The organism is Rhizobium leguminosarum (assembly GCF_019798305.1).
Classification (GTDB): Bacteria; Pseudomonadota; Alphaproteobacteria; order Rhizobiales; family Rhizobiaceae; genus Rhizobium; species Rhizobium leguminosarum_U.
In genome coordinates, this window is the sequence record NZ_JAAXDD010000002.1 from 377,389 (window position 1) to 399,858 (window position 22,470).

General features: G+C 60.8%; 22 protein-coding genes. 13 read left to right on the forward strand and 9 right to left on the reverse strand.

All coding sequences use genetic code 11. The features are described 5' to 3' along the window. Positions 1-39: 39 nt before the first annotated feature. From HFO99_RS05300 to HFO99_RS05325, 6 genes are all read right to left on the reverse strand, one after another. Positions 40-951 (reverse strand): PhzF family phenazine biosynthesis protein, encoded by a 912-nt coding sequence (locus HFO99_RS05300; protein ID WP_222359768.1) that lies wholly within the window; start codon positions 949-951, stop codon positions 40-42. A gap of 164 nt (positions 952-1,115) precedes the next feature. Continuing rightward, positions 1,116-1,889 (reverse strand): NUDIX hydrolase, encoded by a 774-nt coding sequence (locus tag HFO99_RS05305; RefSeq protein ID WP_222331601.1) that lies wholly within the window; start codon positions 1,887-1,889, stop codon positions 1,116-1,118. After that, a complete protein-coding gene (locus HFO99_RS05310; RefSeq protein ID WP_222359770.1) occupies positions 1,886-2,995 on the reverse strand; it encodes an endonuclease/exonuclease/phosphatase family protein in 1,110 nt (369 codons plus the stop codon). The genes HFO99_RS05305 and HFO99_RS05310 overlap by 4 nt, the downstream gene beginning before the upstream one ends. 459 nt (positions 2,996-3,454) lie before the next feature. Then, the gene (locus HFO99_RS05315; protein WP_222359773.1) at positions 3,455-4,474 is read right to left on the reverse strand and encodes an ABC transporter ATP-binding protein; all 1,020 of its coding nucleotides are present in this window, start codon (positions 4,472-4,474) and stop codon (positions 3,455-3,457) included. After that, a complete protein-coding gene (locus HFO99_RS05320; RefSeq protein ID WP_222359775.1) occupies positions 4,462-6,156 on the reverse strand; it encodes an ABC transporter permease in 1,695 nt (564 codons plus the stop codon). The genes HFO99_RS05315 and HFO99_RS05320 overlap by 13 nt, the downstream gene beginning before the upstream one ends. 7 nt (positions 6,157-6,163) lie before the next feature. Continuing rightward, complete coding sequence (locus HFO99_RS05325; RefSeq protein ID WP_222247311.1) at positions 6,164-7,141, reverse strand: ABC transporter substrate-binding protein; 978 nt, start codon at positions 7,139-7,141, stop codon at positions 6,164-6,166. Between the two features lie 164 nt (positions 7,142-7,305). On the opposite strand from HFO99_RS05325, the gene HFO99_RS33320 reads away from it, so the two are divergent. The 4 genes from HFO99_RS33320 to HFO99_RS05340 all read left to right on the forward strand — a co-directional run bounded on the left by HFO99_RS33320 (position 7,306) and on the right by HFO99_RS05340 (position 10,983). Then, on the forward strand, positions 7,306-7,755 hold the full coding sequence (locus HFO99_RS33320) for a hypothetical protein (RefSeq protein ID WP_261323010.1): 450 nt from the start codon (positions 7,306-7,308) through the stop codon (positions 7,753-7,755). Positions 7,756-7,789: 34 nt separating this feature from the next. Next, positions 7,790-8,680, forward strand: a complete 891-nt coding sequence (locus tag HFO99_RS05330; RefSeq protein WP_261323011.1) for a hypothetical protein — start codon at positions 7,790-7,792, stop codon at positions 8,678-8,680. 99 nt (positions 8,681-8,779) lie between these two features. Continuing rightward, positions 8,780-9,838 (forward strand): aldo/keto reductase, encoded by a 1,059-nt coding sequence (locus HFO99_RS05335; RefSeq protein WP_222310586.1) that lies wholly within the window; start codon positions 8,780-8,782, stop codon positions 9,836-9,838. 101 nt (positions 9,839-9,939) lie between these two features. Next, positions 9,940-10,983, forward strand: a complete 1,044-nt coding sequence (locus tag HFO99_RS05340; protein WP_222331595.1) for a DUF2278 family protein — start codon at positions 9,940-9,942, stop codon at positions 10,981-10,983. Between the two features lie 151 nt (positions 10,984-11,134). Here HFO99_RS05340 and HFO99_RS05345 read toward each other — a convergent pair whose 3' ends face one another. Beyond that, the gene (locus HFO99_RS05345) at positions 11,135-12,355 is read right to left on the reverse strand and encodes a PLP-dependent aminotransferase family protein (RefSeq protein WP_222359777.1); all 1,221 of its coding nucleotides are present in this window, start codon (positions 12,353-12,355) and stop codon (positions 11,135-11,137) included. A 266-nt stretch (positions 12,356-12,621) separates the two neighbouring features. On the opposite strand from HFO99_RS05345, the gene HFO99_RS05350 reads away from it, so the two are divergent. The 6 genes from HFO99_RS05350 (at position 12,622) to HFO99_RS05380 (ending at position 16,505) form a co-directional block, all read left to right on the forward strand. Then, entirely contained in the window at positions 12,622-13,722 is a 1,101-nt protein-coding gene (locus HFO99_RS05350; protein ID WP_222359778.1) for a branched-chain amino acid aminotransferase, read from the forward strand. 352 nt (positions 13,723-14,074) lie between these two features. After that, positions 14,075-14,326, forward strand: a complete 252-nt coding sequence (locus HFO99_RS05360) for a type II toxin-antitoxin system ParD family antitoxin (protein ID WP_222359781.1) — start codon at positions 14,075-14,077, stop codon at positions 14,324-14,326. After that, entirely contained in the window at positions 14,310-14,645 is a 336-nt protein-coding gene (locus HFO99_RS05365) for a type II toxin-antitoxin system RelE/ParE family toxin (RefSeq protein ID WP_222359783.1), read from the forward strand. The genes HFO99_RS05360 and HFO99_RS05365 overlap by 17 nt, the downstream gene beginning before the upstream one ends. Then, positions 14,635-15,222, forward strand: a complete 588-nt coding sequence (locus HFO99_RS05370; protein WP_222359785.1) for a class I SAM-dependent methyltransferase — start codon at positions 14,635-14,637, stop codon at positions 15,220-15,222. Before HFO99_RS05365 ends, HFO99_RS05370 begins: the two co-directional genes overlap by 11 nt. A gap of 250 nt (positions 15,223-15,472) precedes the next feature. Further along, on the forward strand, positions 15,473-15,736 hold the full coding sequence (locus HFO99_RS33880) for a DNA-directed RNA polymerase subunit alpha C-terminal domain-containing protein (protein ID WP_409994927.1): 264 nt from the start codon (positions 15,473-15,475) through the stop codon (positions 15,734-15,736). A 25-nt stretch (positions 15,737-15,761) separates the two neighbouring features. Further along, the gene (locus tag HFO99_RS05380; protein WP_222331590.1) at positions 15,762-16,505 is read left to right on the forward strand and encodes a TIGR04290 family methyltransferase; all 744 of its coding nucleotides are present in this window, start codon (positions 15,762-15,764) and stop codon (positions 16,503-16,505) included. Here HFO99_RS05380 and HFO99_RS05385 read toward each other — a convergent pair. Beyond that, a complete protein-coding gene (locus HFO99_RS05385) occupies positions 16,469-18,259 on the reverse strand; it encodes a hypothetical protein (protein ID WP_222359787.1) in 1,791 nt (596 codons plus the stop codon). The two genes, HFO99_RS05380 and HFO99_RS05385, sit on opposite strands and share 37 nt — an antisense overlap. 147 nt (positions 18,260-18,406) lie before the next feature. Between HFO99_RS05385 and HFO99_RS05390 the strand changes: the two genes are divergently transcribed. From HFO99_RS05390 to HFO99_RS05400, 3 genes are read left to right on the forward strand one after another with little or no spacing between them, the layout of a single operon-like run. Next, the gene (locus HFO99_RS05390; RefSeq protein WP_222359788.1) at positions 18,407-19,510 is read left to right on the forward strand and encodes an inositol-3-phosphate synthase; all 1,104 of its coding nucleotides are present in this window, start codon (positions 18,407-18,409) and stop codon (positions 19,508-19,510) included. Beyond that, a complete protein-coding gene (locus HFO99_RS05395) occupies positions 19,507-20,106 on the forward strand; it encodes a histidine phosphatase family protein (RefSeq protein ID WP_222359789.1) in 600 nt (199 codons plus the stop codon). The genes HFO99_RS05390 and HFO99_RS05395 overlap by 4 nt, the downstream gene beginning before the upstream one ends. 32 nt (positions 20,107-20,138) lie before the next feature. Beyond that, positions 20,139-21,113 (forward strand): beta-xylosidase, encoded by a 975-nt coding sequence (locus tag HFO99_RS05400; protein ID WP_222359790.1) that lies wholly within the window; start codon positions 20,139-20,141, stop codon positions 21,111-21,113. Here HFO99_RS05400 and HFO99_RS05405 read toward each other — a convergent pair. After that, on the reverse strand, positions 21,087-22,388 hold the full coding sequence (locus HFO99_RS05405; protein WP_222359791.1) for a Coenzyme F420 hydrogenase/dehydrogenase, beta subunit C-terminal domain: 1,302 nt from the start codon (positions 22,386-22,388) through the stop codon (positions 21,087-21,089). The two genes, HFO99_RS05400 and HFO99_RS05405, sit on opposite strands and share 27 nt — an antisense overlap. Positions 22,389-22,470 lie beyond the last annotated feature (82 nt).

A 22,470-nucleotide genomic window follows, 5' to 3' on the forward strand; every position in this document is an offset into this window, starting at 1 on the left:
CGCGTCGCATGCGGATTGACGCGACACGCTTTAAGGAAATCAAAGATCGAGCGTGCCGCTGGCCAGCCGTACGGCCTGGCCGCCGATCCGCGCGTTGGAGATCGCCGCGCCGTCGACATCGATATGCAGATGGATGATGGACGGCCGGCCCATCTCGACGCCCTGCTCGATCATGATCGGGTGATGCCCGTCCGTCAGCCGGTCGAAATGGTGGATCGCACCGGAGAGTGCGGCCGCCGCCGAGCCGGTGGCCGGGTCTTCGACGATGCCCATGCCGCTTGCGAACATGCGCGCGTGAAACTTTGCCACGTGGTTGACGCCGCCGCGGCAATAGACATAAGCCGAGGCAAGCGCGCCATCGACGAAGGGCACGATCTTTTCCCAGAGTTGCGGATCGAATTCCACCCGCTGCGTGGTTCCAACATCGTGCACCGGAATGAGCAGAAAGGGGACGCCAGCGCTCCAGACCGACGGGACGTGATTTTCGAAGCCGATCTCGGTCACCTTCAGCGACAGCGCATCGGCGATGCCGAGCTTGTCGAGCGGCATGATGGCCGGCTGCGATTTGCGCGGCAGGTCGAATTCGGCAAAGCTCGCCTCACCCTCTCTCAGCCGTACCGCGCAACGTACCGGCCCGACATTTTCCTCGAGCACCGTGACGAGATCGCGCGTCGCAGAACCGTGCGCCCGTTCGGCCAGCGCCACCGCCGTGCCGACCGTCGGATGGCCGGCAAAGGGCAGTTCGCGCCCAGGCGTGAATATCCTCAGACGCGCCGCATAGGCGGGGTTGGCCGAAGGCTGCACGAAGACCGTCTCGGAGAGATTGATCTCCCGGGTGATCGCCTGCATCGCCTCGTCGCTGAGATTGTCTCCGTCGAAGATCACCGCCAGCGGGTTGCCCGCAAGCTTTCGATCGGTGAACACGTCATAGACGCTGTAGCTTCGCGCCACATCGGCCTCCTTGAATCGTCATCGCGCCGCCAACCTGCCCGACCGGGCGAGCGAGTGCAAGGCGCTAAAACGCGTCACGCCAACCGGATTCACATGACGCGCTTTCGATCTTTGGGGGATGCATGTCGTTATCCCGAAACGCTACACGGTTTAGGCGGCATACATCAACTCCGCTCGGCCTTGCCAAAATACCAGTCGATCACGGGCAGCATGGAAATGTTATAGGGATGAGCCGAAGGATCGGCCGAGCGGATCGCCACGGCGCCCGCGATCTCCTGGTCCTCGGCGACGAGCATGTGGCTCTCGATCCGCGCGATCATCTCGTCAGCCGTCATCTCGAAGCGGTAGAGCCGCAGCAGCGTTACCGTGCGCTTGTTATGGGTGGCGAACAGCCGCTGCCCCGCCACGGATTCGGCAAGATCGAGCCCGGTCTCCTCCTGGACTTCGCGGCGCATGTTTGCCTCGATGTCACAGCGTCCGTCGACAATATCCTCCGGCTCCAGCGAGCCGGCGGCGAAATAGACCTGGCCGGGATTGGCTGTATGCGCGCCCATGCGGATCGCCACCAGCGCACCATCGGAGGTTTCGAGCACGGGATAGGCGAAGACATGGAGGCCGCCCTGGCGCTGCGGCTGGCGGCGCCACCACATGAAGGCGGAAAAGGGAATGACGTGACCCTCGCCCGCAATCCCGTTTTCACTGAGCGAGAGCCGCTGCTGAAACACCATGCGCCCATCGAACAGCGCCGGATTGGCGGCCGTCTCCCTGGCCCAGTTCTCCCGAATCGCCGCTTGTTCGGCGACGGCGAAGGGATGGGGACCGGGCAGGATGCGCAGATCCACACCGGCAATCGGGAAAACCATGGCCTCCGGCGGCCAGCCGGCGAAATCATCGGAAAAATTGATCTTGGTGAAATTCGCGTTCAAATTTGCATTCATGGGAGATCCAGTGTCATGACGACAGGGCAGTGATCGGACGCCTTCGGCCTGTCCCAGCCGGTGCGCGGATAACGCTCCACCTCCTGCCCCGGCGGGAAGATGGTGCGGTAGGGCTGGCCGCTGCGGATGATTTCGGGCAGGCGGCCGGCATTATGGGCGGCAAGTGCTGGCGAAAGCCAGAGATAGTCGAGTTGGCAAAGCCACTGCTCCTGTGGCCCGCGAGCGTGATAGAGCGTCCAGCGGTCGAGGGGTTCGCGGCGGCGCACGACATTTTCGGCAAAGCCGTCGCTACTGAAAACGTCGAGCGCGCTTTCGGTCTCGTTCTGATGTTCGAAGCGATAACCGGTGCCCCGGCGGCCGATGGCATCGACACGCTCCTGATAATCGTTCATGTCTCCGCAGATGGCGAAGCTCCTCGTGCCGGCTTGCTCCGCACCGAAGCGGTCCTCGATGATGCGGCGAACGGCGCGCGCCTCGGCGCGACGGATCGGCATGGTCGATTGCCGCCCGTCCAGCCCGTCGCGCGGATTGCCCATCGACTTGAAATGCACGACATAGAGCGAAAACGGCCGGCCGCCGATCAGAAGGTCGAGCTCCAGACAATCGCGCTTGAAGATCTTGTCGTCGATACGGTTGGTGAGCGCCAGTTCATCATTGAAGAGATCGAGATCGCGATAGGTCGTCATCGCATGGCTTCTGATATCCCTGAGCTCGATCTTCTGGCCGTCGCGCGTTTCCTCGCGCATGAGGACGGCAACATCGATGCCGCGGCTGTCATTGCCCTCGACAAGGAATTTCTGCCGGTAGCCGTTTCCGACCATGCGGAAGAGATAGCCGTATTCGAAGGCCTGAAGGGCAGCCATATTGTCGATCTCCTGCAGGCAGAGGATATCGGCGTCAGCATCGGCGATCGCGAGCGCCGTCATCTGCCGGGTATCGTCGGCGGCGGCAATCACCCGAGCCTGCTCGAGCTGCTGATAGACGCCCTCGCTCGACACCTGGAAAAGCTTGATGACGCGATCCTGGCGCAACTGGTTGCGGAAGCCGGTAAAATCGAAACGGGTCAGCAGATTTTCGACATTGAAGGTGGCGAGGCGAAGCGACATGGCAGGAGTCCGGTTGCGGGCAGTACCTTAACCGGCAATGGCCGCAGGAAAAGACGGCGGACGCAAGAAATATGCGAATAACCGCCGGCTTGCAGCCCGGACGCAGCGAGCTACGTGTCAGCTCGACAAGCGGTGGCAGCGGTTAGAGCAGTCATGTAATGTCTTTTATATTCCTCATGAATTTCTAGATGTTCTGGAGCCGCCAAATCATGCCCCCAAAGAGAAAGAGATCCTGGAAGCGCTGGCGTGGATGTGCGAGCAATACCTCAGCCGGGGCAATGGCCTTCTTGACCACAAGGCGATGCTACGCCGGCGAGTTAGCGATCGAAGTCCTTGCCTCCTACGGATTCGTTAAATTGGATATCCAAGGTGACAGATGGATTGAAGAAGGACTGCTTCTTCTTGAAGGTTCGTAAGGCTTTTCAACTCGGCATCGTCAAAGCTCAAAATCCTAATCCATCATAGCCGCCAGCCCGCGCGGATGACGGCGCGTACCGCCTCGCCGGCCTCGACGGCCACGCGGCTGTAGGCGCGAAGCGTCTGGCCGTCGCCGAGGATCAGCTTCACGGCGTAGCGCTCGCCCTCGAACAGGACGGATTCGACGGTTGCGGGAACCCCCTGGCTGCCGATGACCACATCCTCCGGCCGCACGAGGATATCGGCGCCATTGGTATTGGCAGCATGAAGCGCATCCTGCAGTTCGTCCCACTCCAGATGGCGTTCACGGTTCACAACCGGCAGCGTGAGAATGGCCCCTCGTCCGATCAGGCCGCCGACGATGCGGCCTTCCGGCCGGGCATAAATTTCGGCGGGAGCCGCCACCTGCAGCAGCCGCCCTTCCGACATGACCGCAACGTCGGTCGCAAGCGCCATCGCCTCGCTCTGGTCGTGGGTGACGTAGATCATCGTCGCGCCCGAACGCTGGTGGAATTCGCGGAAGGTTTCCTCCATCTCCTGTTTCAGATGCCGGTCGAGATTGGCAAGCGGCTCGTCGAGCAGCACCACATCGGGCGACGTCACAAGGCAGCGGGCGAGCGCCACGCGCTGACGCTGGCCGCCGGAGAGATCGGCCGGACGCCGTTCAGCATAATCGGCAAGCCGCACGGTGGAAAGCGCGTCGCGCACCTTCGTCCGGTAGGCCTCGCCCGAAATGCCGCGCACCTTGAGGGGATAGCCGACATTGTCGGCGACACTCATATGCGGCCACAGCGCATACGACTGGAAGACCATCGCCATGTTGCGCCTCTCCGGCGGCAGCGACTGCGCGGCATCGGCAAGCAGCCGCTCGCCGAGATGGATCGAGCCGTCACTCGGCGTCTCGAAACCGGCGATCATGCGCAGCACCGTCGTCTTGCCGCAGCCGGAAGGCCCGAGCAGCGCCAGGAAGCCGCCCTCGCGCACCTCGAGCGAAAAGCCGCTGACGGCCGCTCGCCCGGTGCCGAAATCCTTGCCGAGCTGGTTGAGGATCAGCTTCGCCACGGGACCACTCCTTTCGGCAGTCGTTTGGCCAGAAGCTCAAGCAGCAGCATCAGCGCGACGACCATGATTACGACCAGCACCGAAAGCGCCGAGGCGAGATCGGAACTGCCGCTGTCGTCGAGATTGTAGATGGCAACGCCGAGCGTCTGGGTGCCGGCCGACCAGAGTAGCGCCGAGATCGTCAACTCGTTGCAGGCGATCAGGAAGACTAGGATGACCGAGGCCCCGGCGGCCGGCGCAATCAGCGGAACGATGATATCGGCAAGCCGGCGGAAGAAGCCGGCGCCGGAAAGCCGCGCCGCCTCCTCGAGCGCCGGATCGAGCTGATGGAAGGCGCTGACCACCGGCTTCAGGCTGACAGCGAAGAACGAGGAGAAATAGGCGATCAGGATGATCCAGATCGTGCCGTAAAGCGAGATGTGCAGGATCGGAATCGGTGCTGCGAACACCAGGATGAAGCAGACCGCCATGACGATGCCGGGCAGCGAATAGGGTATCTCGATCAGGCTGGAGACGATGCGGGAAGCCGCATCCTTGCGCTGCGTCAGCGTGTAGGCTGCGAGCACCGTCACCACGAGGAGACAAAGCGCGGTCGCGCCGGCGAGCGACAGCGAATTGATAAAGGCGGTGCGCGTCACCGCCTGCCGGAACAGGATCTCCTCAAAGGCATGCAGCGACATGGTCTTGAAAGTGAGCGGCACGCCATAGGCCGGCACCAGTGCGCCGGCGACAAGCGCGAAGAAGGGTGCTGCCAGCATGACGGACAGGATCGCCCAAACGAGCGGTGTGAAAACAAGGCGCCAGGCGCCGAGCTCGAAGGCCGCACTCGCCCCGGATAGCCCGATGACGCGGTAGTCGCGGCCGCGCAACGCCCGGTCCTGGATCATCAGCCCGACGACCGAGATGATGGCGATGATTGCCGAGAGCACGGCGACGTCGCCGAAGGTGCGGCTGGTGAAGGCGGAAAACTTGGTGAAGATCAACGTCGGCAGCGTGAAGATCGAGACCGGAATGCCGACAATGGCGGGAATGCCGAAATTGCCGGTGCAAGAGACGAAGGAGATCGCCGCACCCGCAATGATGCCGGGCAGCGATAGTGGCAGGATGATATCGCGGAACACCCGCAAGCTGGAAGCGCCGGAAAGCCGTGCGGCTTCGACCCCGTCGCGCGGCAGCGTCATCAGCCCGGCCCGAAGCGCCAGGTAGACCAGCGGCGCATGCTGCACGCCATAAAGCAGCGCGATGCCCCCGACCGAATAGAGCGGCTGCGGCGAACCCATCGGCGGGGCGATATGCAGCGCCTTCAACAGCGGGCTGGAGGGGCCGGACATCTGCACCCAGGCCAGCGCCGTCACCTGCGGCGGGATCATCATCGGCAGCACGAACAAGAAACTGAGCGCCCCGTTGCCGCGGATATCGGTCAGCGTCAGCTGGAAGGCGAAGAGGCAGCCGATAACAAGCGAAATGATCGTGCCCAAAATGGCAGTGACGACAGTGTAATAGGTCGCCGACCAGAGTGACGGTTCGCTCAGAACCGCCATCACCCCGCCATTGGCGAAGGCCGCCATCCCGACCATGGCAAGGCGGGCGAGCGGCAGCACGCTGAGGATCAGGACGACGATGACGACAAAAGGAAACAGCCAGGCCGGCTGGCTGTTTCCGGTTTTGATGTATCCGTGCATGAAAGGATCAGTTCGAGCCGTAGATGCCCGAGAAGGTCTTGAGATCCTGATCGGTATTCTTCAATGCTTCGGCCGCCTTGATCGGCAGGACCTTGATGCTGTCTCGCGCCGGAAAGCCTTCCGGCAGCTTCATGCCCTTGCGGGCCGGGATGTAGCCGAGCTTCAGGAAGCCTTCCTGGCCCTTTTCGGAGAGCACGTAATCGACGAATTTCTTGGCGGCATCGGCGTTTTTGGTGCTGGCAAGGATACCGACCGGCTCGGTGACGGCCGAAACGCCTTCGCTCGGAAAGACGAATTCGACGGGGGCGCCCTTGGCCTTCTCGCGGATCGGCAGGTAATCGACGACCATGCCGTAAGCCTTCTCGCCCGTGGCGACCGACTTCAGAACGGCGCCGTTGCCGCCGGCGGCGATTGCGCCGTTTTCCGCGAGCGACTTGTAGAAGTCCCAGCCGAGGCCGGGAATGGCGGCGAGCGTCTGGGCGTGGATCAGGGCCGCACCCGAGGCGAGCGGGCTCGGCATGGTGACGAGGCCCTTGGCTTCCGACTTGGTCAAGTCCTTCCAGCTCGCTGGCTTCATCGCGGCCGAGGTGTTGTACATGATGCCGGTGGTGATCAGCTTGGTCGAATAGTAGTAACCTTCGGCGTCATAAAGGGCTGCATCATACTGGGCAGCTTCCGGCGACTTGTAGGCCATGAGCTTGCCGTCCTCCTTGAGGCGCTCCAGCGTCACCACGTCGGCAATCAGCAGAACATCGGCAACCGGGTTGCCGGCCTGGATCTCGGCCTGCAGCTTGGCCATGATCTTCGGCGTGCCGTCGCGAACCCAGTCGACCTTGATATCGGGATTGACGGCCATGAAGCCGTCGACGGTCGCCTGTGCGTCTTCGTTCGGCTGGCTGGTGTAGAGAACGAGGTTTGCGGCGGACGCCGGAATGGCAAAGAGGCTCGCGGCGAGAAGCGCTGCGGCGGAAACGATGGTTTTCATGGGGAAGATCCTCGATTTCGATAGCCCTCCCTTATTAGGGGTCGTTGACAGACATGTGACAGGGCGCCGCAGCCGGCGCGGCGCCATTCCCACAACCTTCCTTGGTGGTTCGCCTGCCCTGCCGACAATACAGTTGATCGCCCCCCCGATTTCTGGAATCGCCTATGAACGCGGCCCGATCCGGACCGATTCGAGGGGATGGCAAGAATGAGACGGACACCTGGCGCGCGCGCCTGCGCTACCAGTTCGACAAGAGCATGGCCGCCGGTCCGATCGCCCTGATCGGCTGGCTGGCGGTGATATCGCTGGTCGTCATCATCGCTGCCGGCCTGGTGCTGGCACTGACCGGCATTGCGCCGGACGGCGGCGAGCATATGAGCTTCGTCGAGGGTGCCTGGGAATCGCTGATGCGCACCATGGACGCCGGCGCGATGGGCGGTGATATCGGCTGGCCCTTCCGCGGCGTCTCCCTTGTCGTCACCATATCGGGCATCTTCGTCTTCTCGGCCCTGATCGGCGTGCTGAGTTCCGGCCTCGAGGAAAAGCTGGACGACCTGCGAAAGGGCCGCTCGCAGGTGCTCGAAAACGACCATACGATCATCTTCAACTGGTAGCCCTCAATCTTCGACGTCATCTCCGAACTCGTCATTGCCAACACCAGCCGGCGCCGCCCGCTTCCTGCCCGGCGAGCGCGCCATCATCATCGCCGAAGACGATGCCGCGATCAAAAGCGCCGCCGCCGAGATGCGTGTCGACAAGGAGGCGATCCGGGCTCCAGTGACACGCGAGACAAAGGCGGAGCGCACGCTGATGCTCGGCTGGAACCGCCGCGGCCCGATCATCGCCCGCGAGCTGTCGCGTTATGTCGCCCCGGGTTCGCAACTCACCATCGCCGCCGATACGCCCGATATCGAAGAGGAGGTTCGTGGCCTGACGCTTGCGAGCGACAACATGGCGGTCACCTGCCGCGTCACCGACACCAGCAGCCGCGCCGAACTCGACGACCTCAATATTCCCGGCTACGACCACGTGCTTGTGCTCGGCTACTCCGACCACATGGCCGCACAGCCCGCCGACACCCGCACGCTCGTCACCCTTTTGCAGCTACGCCGGATCGCCGAGAAGACCGGCCGCCACATCGGCATCGTCAGCGAAATGATCGACGTGCGCAACCGTGAGCTTGCCGCCGTCACCCGCGCCGACGATTTCGTCGTCAGCAACAAGCTCGTCAGTCTGATGCTGGCGCAGGCCTCCGAGAACGGCCAGATGGCGGCGATCTTCGACGAACTGCTCGACGAGGACGGCTCGGAAATCTACATGCGCCCCGTCACCGACTATGTTTCGATCGACAAGCCGCTGACCTTCTATACGATCTGCCTTGCGGCGCTGCGCCGCGGCGAGGTCGCGATCGGCTATCGACGGCAGCGGCAGGGAGAAGCCGACGCCCGCAATCTTTCCGGCGTCGTCGTCAATCCCGGGAAATCGGATCTTCTGGCCTTTGCCGAGGCCGATCGCCTGATCATCCTCGCCCGCCAGTGAACCCGCGTGTGAGAGTTCACGCAGGCGTGAACGCGCGGCAATTTGCCATTGCCGGGCTTTGCGCTACGTCACTCACATTTCGATGAGGGAGGAATTCCAATGGAATATCGTCTGCTCGGCCGTTCCGGCCTGAAGATTTCGACTTTGACCATGGGCACGATGACCTTCGGTGGCGTCGGCTGGGCAAAGACCGTCGGCGACCTCGGCGTCGCCGAGGCGCGCAAGATGATCGACATGTGCATCGATGCCGGCATCAACCTGATCGATACTGCCAATGCCTATTCATCAGGCGAATGCGAAAACATCATCGGCGATGTGCTCGGCGGCAAGCGGCCGCAGGGCGTGTTGCTCGCCACCAAGGCCCGCTTCAGCATGGGCGACGGCCCGAACGATCAAGGCCTGTCGCGCTACCACCTGATCCGCGAATGCGAGGCAAGCCTCAAGCGCCTGAAGACCGATGTCATCGACCTCTACCAGGTGCATGAATGGGACGGCCAGACGCCGCTGGAAGAGACGATGGAAGCGCTCGACACCCTGATCAGGCAGGGCAAGGTGCGTTACGTCGGCTGCTCGAATTATTCCGGCTGGCACATCATGAAGGCGCTCGGCATCGCCAACGAGCACAGGTACCAGCGCTTCGTCAGCCAGCAGATCCACTATACGCTGGAAGCGCGCGACGCCGAATACGAGCTGCTGCCGATCTCGATCGACCAGGGTCTCGGCGTGCTGGTCTGGAGCCCGCTCGCCGGCGGTCTGCTCTCCGGCAAGCATCGCCGCAACCAGGCAGCCCCCGAAGGCACGCGCCAGTTCGCCGGCTGGACCGAACCGCCGATCCGCGATGAGAACCGCCTCTGGAACATCGTCGAGACGTTGGTCGCGCTCGGCGAAGAGCGCGGCGTTTCGGCGGCACAGGTGGCGCTCGCCTGGCTGATCGGCCGCAAGGCCGTGACCTCGGTTATCATCGGCGGCCGCACTGAAGCCCAGTTCCGCGACAACATCGCCGCTGCCGAGCTGAAACTCACGGACGACGAACGCAAGCGCCTCGACGCGGTCAGCTTGCCGCCGGTGATCTATCCCTATTGGCATCAGCTGAACACGGTTAGCGACAGGCTTGGTGAAGCAGACCTGGAGCTTTTCGGTCCGCATCTCCAGCAATAGGCGATAGCGGATCCGGCATTGCACGGCGAAAGACAGGCGTCACAAAAGATGCGCTTTCGCCGTGTTATCGTAAGACCCCCGCCACTCCCGCGAGGTTCTCCATGCTGAAGAATTACAAAGTCCTGAAGGGTACGGCGAGCGCACTCGCCCTCGACGACGACAACGATCCGCACATCGAGATCCGCATTGAGGCGAACGGCGTCAGCTACCGCATCGCGCTCAACGTCCGCTCCAAGGAATCGCCGCACGACTTGCTCTACGCCAATATCGTCGATTTCAAGCACCCGGCGCTGACCGAGGCGCTCGAAGCCCTGCCGATGGGCCTGACAGACATCCGCAAGGACCGTCCGGAGCTTGCCGTCGACTATGTCCGCGGCGGGCTGATCGAGCGCGAGGACATGAATGTCGCGCCCTTTCAACTCACCGGCCCGAAGAACGACCTGCGTGACTTCATCGAGCCGATCGTCCAGGAAGGCATTGTCGATTCCGACGTACACTTCTACGCCTTCGGCGAGGCCTGGGGGCCTGAGAACAACAAGCCGGACCAATATTTCGACTTCGAACCGGGCAACGGCATCCACGACATCCACATGAACCAGGGTGACGGCGGCAGCTTCAAGGCCACCAACGGGCCGAACCAGGACGGCGCCCTGTTCGTCCATTTCAACGATACCGACGAATGGGCGGCGATCTTCCTCTGCTTCCAGTCGCAGAACTGGAACACCGATGCGACGACCGGTCATCCGGTATCCGACAGCCGCGGCGGCCAGGGCCGCGGCGAAGGCACACGCCGGCCGCAGCCGATCGTCGCCTCGTCGCTGCGCATCGTCGCCGCGCTGATAAACCCGGTGAACGATGAAGGCGGCACGGAGGCCGAAACGGTGACGATCATCAACCGTTCCGACATGGAGGCATCGCTCGACGGCTGGAAGCTGGAGGACGAAAACGGCAGGAGCCAGACGCTGTCGGGATCGCTTAGCGCCGGCGAGTTGCGCACCATAGCGCTCGATGCCGCAGCCGGCGGCCCGCATCTTGCCAACAGGGGCGGCGACATCATCCTGCGCAATGCCGACGGCGCCGTGGCCGACCGGGTCGGCTACGGCAAGAGCGAGACGGCGAACGAAGGCTGGACGACGATCTTCTGAGAGATTCGCGGCAACACCTCGCCTCCTCGAAAGCATTCGTTATGGAAGCAAAAGCTTACGGCTTGCTTCCCCTTCTCCCCAGCGGGGAGAAGGTGGCCCGAAGGGTCGGATGAGGGGGCCGCACGGCACGCCCTCTCCTCAACCTCTCACGTCAGCCGCCGATTTCGGCCGAGATCAGCGCGCTCAGGCGGCCAATGCCGTCCTCGATCATCTGCTCGTTGGCGCAGGAGAAGCTCACGCGGAAGCTGTTGGCGCCCGAACCATCGGCGAAGAACGCCTTGCCGGGCACGAAGGCGACCTTGGCGGTTTCGAGTGATTTCGCCAGCAGCTTGGCGCCGTCCATGCCCTCCGGCAGCGTGATCCAGATGAACATGCCGCCCTCCGGCTTCGTCCAACTGGTGCCTTCCGGCATGTATTTCTCAAGTGCGGCCAGCATGCAGTCGCGGCGTTGGCTGTAGGCCGCCTTGATCTTGGCGACCTGCGCATCGAAGCCGCGCTCGGCGACATCTGATATCGCCATCTGGTTGATCGTCGAAGAATGCAGGTCGGCCGCCTGCTTCATCAGCACCAGCTTGCGGATGACGGGCTCGTTGGCGACGATGAAGCCGACGCGAAGACCGGGCGCCAGCGTCTTCGAGAAGCTGCCGCAATAGATCGTGCGCGTATCGTTGATATGGCCCTTCTCGGCGATCTCGAGCGCCAGGATCGGCGGGATCGGATCGCCGTCGTAACGCAGCGACTGGTAGGCCGCATCCTCGATGACGGCGATGTCGAGATCTTCTGCCAGTGCCAGGACCTTTTTGCGGCCGTCGAGATCGACGGTCTCGCCGGTCGGGTTGGAGAAGTCGGCGGAGAGATAGGCGAACTTCACCTTGCCGCCGGCAGCGGAAGCGGCCGCACGGTAGGATTCGGGCGTCCGGTTGCCGTTCGGCGTCAGCTGGTCGTAGACTGGTTCATAGGCGTTGAAGGCCTGCAGCGCGCCGAGATAGGTCGGCCATGTCACGAGTGCGGTGTCATCAGGCGACAGGAAGAGCTTGCCGAGATAATCGAGACCCTGCTGCGAACCGGACACGATGAAGACATTGTCGAGCTCGCAGGGGATGCCGAGAGCCGCCATCTGCCCGACCAGCCATTCGCGCAGCGGCTTGTAGCCTTCGCTGACCGAATATTGCAGCGCCGAATTGACGGCGGCGCCGTCGAAGATATCGGCATAAGCCTGCTTGAACTCCCGATCCGGAAACAGCGCCGGATCAGGAATGCCGCCGGCAAAGGAGATGATGTCGGGCCGGTCGAGAAGCTTCAGGAGTTCGCGGATTTCGGATGCGCGCATGCGCGACGAGCGCGACGCAAACATGGTGTCCCAGTTCAGCATGGGGTTTCCTCATATTTTCTATACCGCCGACAAACCATGCGGGGGAAATTATGTCAATAATACTGACCTATTTTCTTGTCATGGTGACAAGTGTAGACGCCATCCGATATCAAGGCGCTCGATCCAGAATTTGCTGCTCGATGTCAGCCCCATCAAGCGATTATTCCGCTGATCAAAGCCGAACCGGCTGATTCAGACCTTTCCAAGACCGGCTCGGCGGCGCTAGTGTCGCCGCCACTATTCAATGTACTATCAAGGTGCCAGCAATGACCGTGACGTCGGCCTCTCCTGAAATCAAAATCGAACTCCACAAGTCTCCCGTCTCCGACGCCGACCGCATCCAGGCACTGGAGACGCCCGGCTTCGGTAAGGTCTTCACGGATCATATGGTCCTGGCACGATGGACTGCCGACAAGGGCTGGCATGATGCGAAGGTTACGCCGAGGCGTCCTCTGGAGCTCGATCCTGCAAGCGCCGTGCTGCACTATGCTCAGGAAATTTTTGAAGGCATGAAAGCCTACAAGGCAGATGATGGCCGGATTTTGCTCTTTCGGCCTGAAGAGAACGCACGCCGCTTCGCGCAGTCGGCGACCCGCATGGCGATGCCTCCTCTGCCCGAAGAACTCTTCCTCAAGGCGGTCGAAGAACTGGTCCGCGTTGACAAGGCCTGGATTCCGTCCGGCGACGCCAGCCTGTACCTTCGCCCCTTCATGTTCGCCAACGAGGCGTTTCTCGGCGTTCGTCCGGCTCAGGAATATGTCTTCTGCATCATCGCCTCTCCGGTCGGCGCCTACTTCAAGGGCGGCGCGAAGGCCGTCTCCCTCTGGGTCGAGACGGAATACACCCGTGCAGCCAGCGGCGGCACGGGCGCCGCAAAATGCGGCGGAAACTACGCAGCCAGCCTCGTGGCGCAAGCCGAGGCGTCGAAGAAGGGTTGCGATCAGGTCGTCTTCTTGGACGCCGCAGAGCATCGCTGGGTCGAAGAACTCGGCGGCATGAACGTCTTCTTCGTGATGAACGATGGATCAGTGGTGACGCCGCGCCTTGGCGGCACGATTCTGCCGGGCATCACCCGGGCCTCCGTGATCGTGCTCGCCGAAGAAAGGGGCTTGCGCGTCGAGCAGCGCCCCTACTCGTTCGCGGAATGGCAAGACGACGCTGCCAGTGGCAAGCTCGTCGAAGCCTTCGCTTGCGGCACTGCCGCAGTCCTGGCGGGCATCGGCCTGGTTCGACATGCCGGCGGCGAATTTCCCGTCGGAGACGGACAGACCGGCAAGTTGACCAGCGAACTACGCCAGCAGCTCGTCAGTCTGCAGAAGGGCGTAACGAACGATGAGCATGGCTGGACGCGCCTCATCCCGGCCTGAAATCCGGATGTTCCACACGAACGGCGGCGTCAGCACCGACTTGGTGGGCGCCGCTCTCCGCCTCCACAAAGTCGTCGGGCCGGCGATCTATTCCCCTCGCCGCGGCAACTCATAAACTCGCCACCACCGACGCGATCATTTCTGCGACCGCGGAGCGCCATGATGTCGATATCCTGACTTGCAACGCCATTTCAACGATCTCGAACGCGCCATCCATATCGATAAAAAGACTGATCCGCATGTGACCCAAGCCCTCGACGGCTGGGCACAACGCTTCTATCACAAACTGAGAAATGATAATCTGGCATCTGGAATGGCTGAAAACCGGCATGTGCAGGCGGCACCGAATCCAATGGCGAAAATGACGATCTCGCTTCCGGATAATCTGGCGGAATACGTCGAAAACCGTGTCGCAACCGGCAGATACAGCAGTGCCGGCGCATTCCTGGCGGAGCTCATTCTGAAGGACCAGCTTCATCACAAGCTTGACGACGAAGAACTGCGCAACATGCTGAGGCAGGCTGAGGAAAGCGGCCCGAGCGATCGACGCATTCCCGACATCCTGTCGGAAACGAAGGCGAAGCTGCGTGACAACAACCTATAGGCTGACCCGAACGGCGGACGCGGTGTTATCAGGCATCGACGAATATGCCTGCCTCAACTTCGGCGAGGCTCAGGCAGACGCTTATCTTCTCGACTGGGACAGGATTTTCGTGCTTCTTTCGCACGCGCCTTCCATGGGCGAAGAGTGCGATGAACTCGGCGCTGGCCTTCGCCGCCTCCTCCACATGCGCCACGTGGCCTTCTACCGGGTGACATCGGAAGGGATTGTCGTCATTGACATCATCGATGCGGACCGGCTTCCCGAAAGACATCTTCAATCCAATCGACGCGGGCGATCGGCCGAACAGCATGCCTCTTGACTGCACCTCCGCCTTCTATGAGGAAAATGCCGAGACATATGCCAACCGGGCGCGCAGCCTGCCAAAGCAGCGGCTCGATGCCTTCCTCGCCGGGCTCGCACCGGGTGCGGCAATCCTCGAACTCGGCTGCGGCGGCGGGCGGGACAGCGCCTACATGCTGTCGCAGGGTTTCGACGTTATGCCGACGGATGGCTCGGCCGAGCTTGCAAGACAGGCCGAAGCGCTGATTGGCAGGGCGGTCAGAGTCATGCTGTTCCAAGAGCTCGACGCCGACAGCGCCTTCGACGGCGTCTGGGCGCAGGCAAGCCTTCTCCACGTCCCGCGGCCCAAGTTGCCCGACGTCTTCGCCCGCATCCGGCGCGCCCTGAGGATGGGCGGCATCATTCATGCGACCTTCAAGGCAGGCGATGCCGAAGGCCATGACGGCTTCGGGCGCTATTACAACTACCCCTCCGCCGACTGGCTGTCGGAGCTTTTGACGAACGGCGGCTGGCGGAACATTGCCATCAGCGAGAGCGACGGCGGCGGCTATGACGGCAAGCCGACCCGCTGGCTGACCGTCAGCGCAGAACGTTAGAGGCCAGAGCTTTCGCCCTATGTTCGGCGCGCAGTTCTTGGCGCCGTCGCGATTTCAGGCGAAAACGCCGCCCCGCCCTCCGTCAATAGAGAAGACACCCTGCTCGTTGAGTGCGTTGCTGCCGGTCGTTTCATGTCGGCTGAGACATCAAGAACTTCGCACACGATTGCCGGATTTTTCTTCTTCAGCGGGAACCGAAAACCATCAAGAGGGTTCGATCACAATCTGACGAAGCCGGCTATAGCTGAACATGCCGCAGGTGTCTCAAAAGCGGACTAAGAATGGACGGGGAGATACCGAAGATCTCTTATTGACCACCTGTCTCCCTGGATGGATTGCCCGTTCGCTCGCCAGAAGTGGAATTCACCGCATGAGCCAATTGGCAGACATGAAGAACGCCGAACTCCTCAAGCTCGGGGGGATTGGCCCTCGGTCCGTTGAGCAGATACGGTCGGCTATCAGAAAATTCAAGCGCAACCGAACACACATCTCGGCGGCGCATTCGAAGGAATGATCGACGCTGCGGATTGGAGTAAGGTATGAATGAGAAGGCTCGACTGGAAAACGACATCGCAGCCCTGAGGCCATGGTTTCACAATCTGCGAATTAACGGCGTTCAAACCGCGCCGGATCATTTCCTCGGTGACTATCCGTCCTTCAAATGGGCACACTTCCAGCAGGTTGTGCCTGAAGATCTCAACGGATGCAGCGTTCTGGACATCGGCTGCAACGCCGGGTTCTACTCGCTTGAAATGAAAAGAAGAAATGCCGGACGGGTCGTCGGAATCGATTCCGACCCGCATTATCTCAGGCAAGCTGAGTTCGCAGCCAGACAGACAGGCGAGGATATCGAGTTCAAGCTGATGTCGGTGTACGAGGTAGAAAAACTCAGGGAGAGATTTGACCTCGTCCTTTTCATGGGTGTCCTCTATCACCTGCGGCATCCGCTACTGGCCCTCGACCTTCTGCATGAGCATGTCGTCGGCGGAAAGATGCTGTTTCAATGCATGCAGCGGGGTGAAGAGGAGGTCGCGGCACTCGATGAAAATTACGACTTCTCCGACGCCACGATATTTGAGCAGCGCGGCTTTCCGAAGCTTTATTTCGTGGAAGAACGTTACGCCGGCGATCCCACCAATTGGTTCATTCCGAACAAGGCGGCGGTCGAAGCAATGCTCAGAAGCGCTGGGTTTGTCATTCGTGCAAATCCGGAACGGGAAGTTTATCTGGTGGAACAGGGGACCCGCTATCCCATGGCGGAACCGCCTCCCTCACTTTGCTGAAGAAATTCCGGTCCAAACCGCTTCTGCAGTCGGTCCAGGTAACGTTTGATGGTGCGTTCAATGCGCGCTGTCTCGGCGCCGTCAACGCTGGCCTTGGCCTGTGACCATAGACCTATCTGAAAACCGAGATAACATGCCTCGAAAATCTTAAGTACATCGTCGCGCAGGTCGCAATCCGCTTCCCGACCGACGAGGCCGACAAGACGATCGCGCTCCTTGCTCGATAGTTCGAACTCCACGCAAGCACCCACAACGTCCCAGGCGATGTCCTGGCATCCAATCAGATCATGGGCCGCATTGTGGTCGAGCGCATCCGTCTTTATGATCCGCCCGGTGGTGCTCGTCAGCCATTCCCATGGGTGAAGCCGGTTGTCCGTATCGACCCGTCGCAATCGTCCGGCTAGCCGCTCGGGCCTGCCTATTGCGCGCCGCAATTTTTCTGCTGTGTCCGATCCCGCCGCTTCCGCAACATTGAAAATAGCCATTTCGCAAAGTTTCTGGATCGAGGCGCCGCCGTTTCGTGCCGGCAGGTGACGGGCCCGGAAACCAAGATAGCGTCCGAGGTGATCCACCATATGGGGCCCGCCTACCCCGCTATTGTCGAGAGCCGTTCCATCTATCCATTCTTCGATGATGAATCCGTAACAGGTGCCGGCAATCCTCGGAATAAAGCCGGCTTCGCTCAGCAAAGAGCCTCTGCGCGCCTTGTCCACGTCGCTCCCGCAAAGCCCGGCAAACTTGACGTGCCAGGCTTCTCCTTCGGCTTCCATCAGGAACTTGCGTTTTTCCCTCTGCATATAGCTCGGCGGCCAAAGCGAAGGATCGCGATACCGCACGGCGCGCCATGCGCCGCCGGACAGATCCCGCCACGACGATCTCGCAACGCCGACGACGTCGGCCGCCCATGTGTGCAGCCGTTGTTTTGGGTCTTGCGCGGTGAGGGTAAGATCATCGAAGCTGACGATATGGCGTGGCCGGTCTCGCCAACGGGTCAGATGCGTGTTGCTCGCATGCGGACCCGGCTCACCAGCGTGACTTGGGAAAAAGTGAAGCCGATCAGGCGCCACGCCATTCGCCTGCAACCAGTCCCCGACGCAGCCGAAAGAACTCCCCGATAGCCCCGGCCCCTCATCGACGATGGCAAAATCGGTTTCAGGATCGGCAAGGATGCGCTTGGAAAAAGCCGGCGTAACATGTACCTGCCGCTCGAACGGGTGGCCCGTTGGACGCAGCGAATAGGCAGGCTCGGCACCCAAGGCTGCGGAAACCAAGGCCGCCAGTCCGGTCCCAATACTTCGTATCCCGATAACGACTGTCTTAGGCGTCAACTTCGAGATCGACGCCGCCTCGATATAGCTCTCGGGATACAAAGCATAAAAGGCGTAGCCCTCTGCCCGCTTCATCCGTACCGGATCGGTGCTGTCTAAAGATTCGAGTTTGGCTGTCCAATCTTCTGGAAAGGACAAAATCCCGGCAAACCCGTCTCGCCACGATCGCATGACCTCCCGCGCCTGCATGAGCAAAAGTTTCGCGCCTGCGTCCTGAAGTTCGGACACATCGTCCACGCCTTTTTTTCCGAATTCCAGATCGGCCAATGCCTGGACCAGTTCTCCGGTCAGGATGAACGCCTGGACTAGACTTTCGTGGCGCTGCCGGCCTGGCTGCATTTCGATACACGCCATCATCAATCCTCTGATCGATGCGCGCACTGCCGCTGCGCTCTCGATGTGCTCGACATCGCCATAGACCAGCATCCGGTCCTCCTTCTTTACCACGTTGCCTGCCCGAACTGGCTGGATGATCGTTAGTCGCAATTGAAAAAATCAGAAGACCCGGGAACCGTTGCGGCTCCCGCTTGTTAGCTTTGTAGATGCCTCAGAAAGCAGCCCCTGGAGGGAACCATGCGTTCGAAATCCATTCGCGTTGGATTGGTGGGAGTTGGCAATTGCGCCTCGTCATTGGTTCAAGGACTTACCTACTATGATAACGCCCGGGAAAACGAGCCGGTTCCAGGCCTCATGCATACTGATCTCGGCGGCTATCACGTGCACGATATTGAGATATCCTGTGCCTTCGATGTTGCCGCTTCAAAGGTAGGGCGGGATGTCGCGGAAGCGATCTACGCCGAGCCAAACAACACTCACCGTTTTGCAGATGTCGCTCCGATTGGCGTGGAGGTAATGCGCGGGAGGACGATGGATGGGATAGGGAAGTATCTTCGGGATCGGATCGAGGAATCGACTGAGCCTTCAGCGGACGTGGCGGAAATCCTGAGGCAAAGCCAGACGGAAGTGCTAATTTCCTATCTTCCCGTTGGCTCGGAAGAGGCAACGAAGTGGTACGCCGAACAAGCGCTGGCGGCAGGTTGCGCCTTTATCAATTGCATTCCGGTATTCATAGCCTCCAAACCGGAATGGCAGCAGAAGTTCGCTGCCCGAAAGCTGCCGATCATCGGCGACGATATCAAGAGCCAGGTGGGGGCAACGATCGTCCACAGAATGCTCGTCAATCTCTTCCGCGAACGGGGCGTCCGTGTGGATCGCACCTATCAGCTCAATTTCGGCGGAAACACCGATTTTCTCAATATGCTGGAGCGCGAGCGGCTGGAATCGAAGAAGATTTCCAAGACTCAGTCGGTCACCAGCCAATTGGATATTCCGCTTCCAGCAGACGACGTACATGTCGGACCGAGCGACCATGTCCCTTGGCTCACCGATCGGAAATGGGCTTATATCAGGCTTGAAGGCACCACGTTCGGTGGCGTGCCGCTCAACGCAGAGCTCAAGCTTGAGGTGTGGGACTCCCCCAATTCCGCCGGCGTGGTCATCGATGCAATACGATGCGCGAAATTGGCCCTCGACCGAGGCGTTGGCGGAGCCCTGACTGGGCCATCGAGCTATTTCATGAAATCGCCGCCGCAGCAGTTCACCGATTACGAGGCCCGCCGCCGAACGCAGAATTTCATCGATGACCAGGAGGATGTTCTGCGCGGGGCCGCGGAATGACGGTAACGTTCTTCCTGGTCCGCCACGCCGCCCACGACAATGTCGGCAATTTCCTGGCCGGCTGTACTGCCGGGATTTCGCTTGGCGAAGCCGGCCGCTCGCAAGTTCAGCGTCTCGGTCAGAGGCTGCGCCGCGAGGACATCACTGAGATCTACACCAGCCCGCGCGAACGTACACGGGAGACGGCAGAAGGTATCGCATCGGCCTGTGGTCTGTCTCTACCGCAAACAGACAATGCTTTGGACGAGGTGAATTTCGGCGACTGGTCTGGAAAGACGTTCGAAGTCCTTAATGACGATCCTCTGTGGCGGCGCTGGAATACCACACGCAGCCTCACCCGCACGCCAGGAGGCGAGACGATGCTGGACGTTCAAACTCGGATCTTCGGCCTAATGGAGACTTTGGCCAGCGGCGGTGACAAAACCCGAATAGCTCTGGTCTCTCATGCCGATGTCATCAAGGCGGGTGTGAGTCACGTTCTGGGACTGCCGATCGATGCTTGGCCAAGATTTGATATTGCGCCCGCCTCCGTCACGACAGTTGTGATCGGCGACTGGGGTGCAAAAGTGATGACGCTCAACGAAGTGACCTTATAACCCGTTCGTTAAATCCTGCCCGGGGAAGTCAAATGATCGAAGCTGCAATGATCTGGAACGAGCCGAACAACAAATCGCATTGGGATCCGGAAATCGATCCTGAATGGAGCCTATTTGCGCAAATGGCAATCCTCGCCGCCGATGCCATCGGAGTCAAGAATCCGGAACTGACGAAGGTACTCGGCGGAATATCTCCAATCGACCCCCTCTTCATCAGCCGCATGAAAAATTACGGCGTGCTCGATCACCTCGATGCCGTCGCGCTGCATGGTTTCCCCCTCGACTGGAACCTCTGGCAGATCCATGAGTGGCCGGAGAAAATCAACGAAATTCGCGCTGTCACCGATCTGCCGATCTGGGTCAGCGAAGTGGGTGTCTCGACTTTCGGCGCCGAGGAAGTGCAGTTGTGGGGTCTGCAACGAACTGCCGAGTTGCTCAAGGGTAAAGTCGAGCGCTTGCAATGGTACAGCCTCTACGACCTCCCCCGGTCATGGGAGGCAACCACCCGTCATCGCGAAGCCGAAGGCTCCTCCTATTACCGGCACTACTATATGGGCATTCTGCGCGAAGACGGAACGCCCAAACCGGCGCTTGAGGAGTTTGCCAAACACACGCCGGATTTCGGGCTGGTGCAATGGTTCCACTTCGAAGACCCGCGGCTGGATGAAGCCGCTGCCTGGATGAAGCGCTTGGGAGTAAAATCTGTGCGCACCGGGCTTTCCTGGGCGGACCGATTCCGGCCCAATGCCCTCGACTGGTTCGACCGACAGATGCGTGCCCTTGAAGACTTCGACGTAACGGCGACATTCTGCTTCACGCCCGAGCATAGAGGTATCGCGCCGCACCATACCAGTCCGCCTCTGGTGCCCGAAGAATTCGCCGGATTTTGCGAGGAAATGGTTGAACGCTACGCACCGCGCCAGGAAAGCGGATATGTGTCACGCGTTGCCAAGTCAGCTGCGCGATTGCTGGGCCTCGAATCACGTGCGTCCCTCGGAGCCGGCTAAGCCGAGGCTGTGGGCTATCCTGCCAATCGGCCCACGAGAATAAGCCACCCCCTGGTAGCATGCCAAGGCGGCACGAGCCCACAGGATGTAAAGTCTGGGGCTATGCAGGAAACGGGCGATTGAAAACACCCGGTGACTCCAAAAGCTGATCCAGTAGCGCATGATGTAGACCGCCTTGCGCTGCGAAGACAGACTATGGCTGCCGACACGGACACGTTTGCGCGGGCGCATACCCGTACGTGGCCAGGTCAAACGGAATGAGAGGCCCTCGCGACGCTGACGGAATCCCGCAGCTTGGGTGGCTACAACAAAATCGGCGTCGACGTGAGACAGTGCGATCCTCTTTTCATCTATCCCAGCAAGGATCGCATCCAGAAGTGCTTTTGAGCGGACGATAACCACATTCGTCCCTCGTCCATCCGAGGTATAGGGCTCCTTCCAGGCATCCCCGAAAGCGATATCCGCCGTTTCTGCGACGACGTCGTCGCAGAAATTGCAGGCGGAATTCTGAAAAAAGCCCGCCCCCCAGTCCCCATCGGCCAGATGCCACCAGTCTTGGGCACGCGTATCTCCGTTTTCGAGTGTCAGTTGCGTCCGATACCAATTCGCAGGCCGATCCGGGGACTTTAGCCTGTAGTCGAGCCGTTTAACCTGCCGAATGTCTTGCCCCATCTGCCAAGCAAAACTCTCTGCCATGCGCGCGCTTTTCATGTGGCCGCAAAACAACCCAAGCGTGAAGGCAATGCGCTCTTCCAATATTGGGTCATCGGCACAGGCCAGCCGCACCGCCTTGATGAAACAGGGAATGCCAACCACTGCATACCGGCCGGGCGCTTCGCGAATGGACTGGAGCACTCCGGAAAGTTCGACTGGATAATATCGAGATTTGGCACCGGCCTGGAGTTCCTGCAGATTGCGTGACAGCGAATAATGAAACAGGCGCCCTTCCAACTGCGGATCGTCGCTCTCCTTGACGTGAGCGACACCGTCAACGAGCCCAAGGCGCAGCAGTTCCGCCGCCACCCAGCTGACCATGCCCCCGGAACTGCCCTTCGAACGGTATTCCCCTTCCTCGACATGGCCGACAAAAGCAGCCTCGAAACGACCCAGTAGAGGGTCTTGGTTTTTCGCGCGGGGAAAATATTCGGCCGCCAATTCGTCCTCGTCGCGAGCCATTGGCGAAAACGGGCAAATTCGGGCAAACTCTTCATCACCGCCCTGCAACCAAGTCCGTGGGGCTGTGGGCTTCATCTGCCCGTATCGGTCGAGTCCCATGCGCACATCAGGCCGCGCTGACTTTGCGACGCAGGAGCCGCAGCCGATGCAGAGGCCGGAGGCCGCAATATCCCCGGGGCCG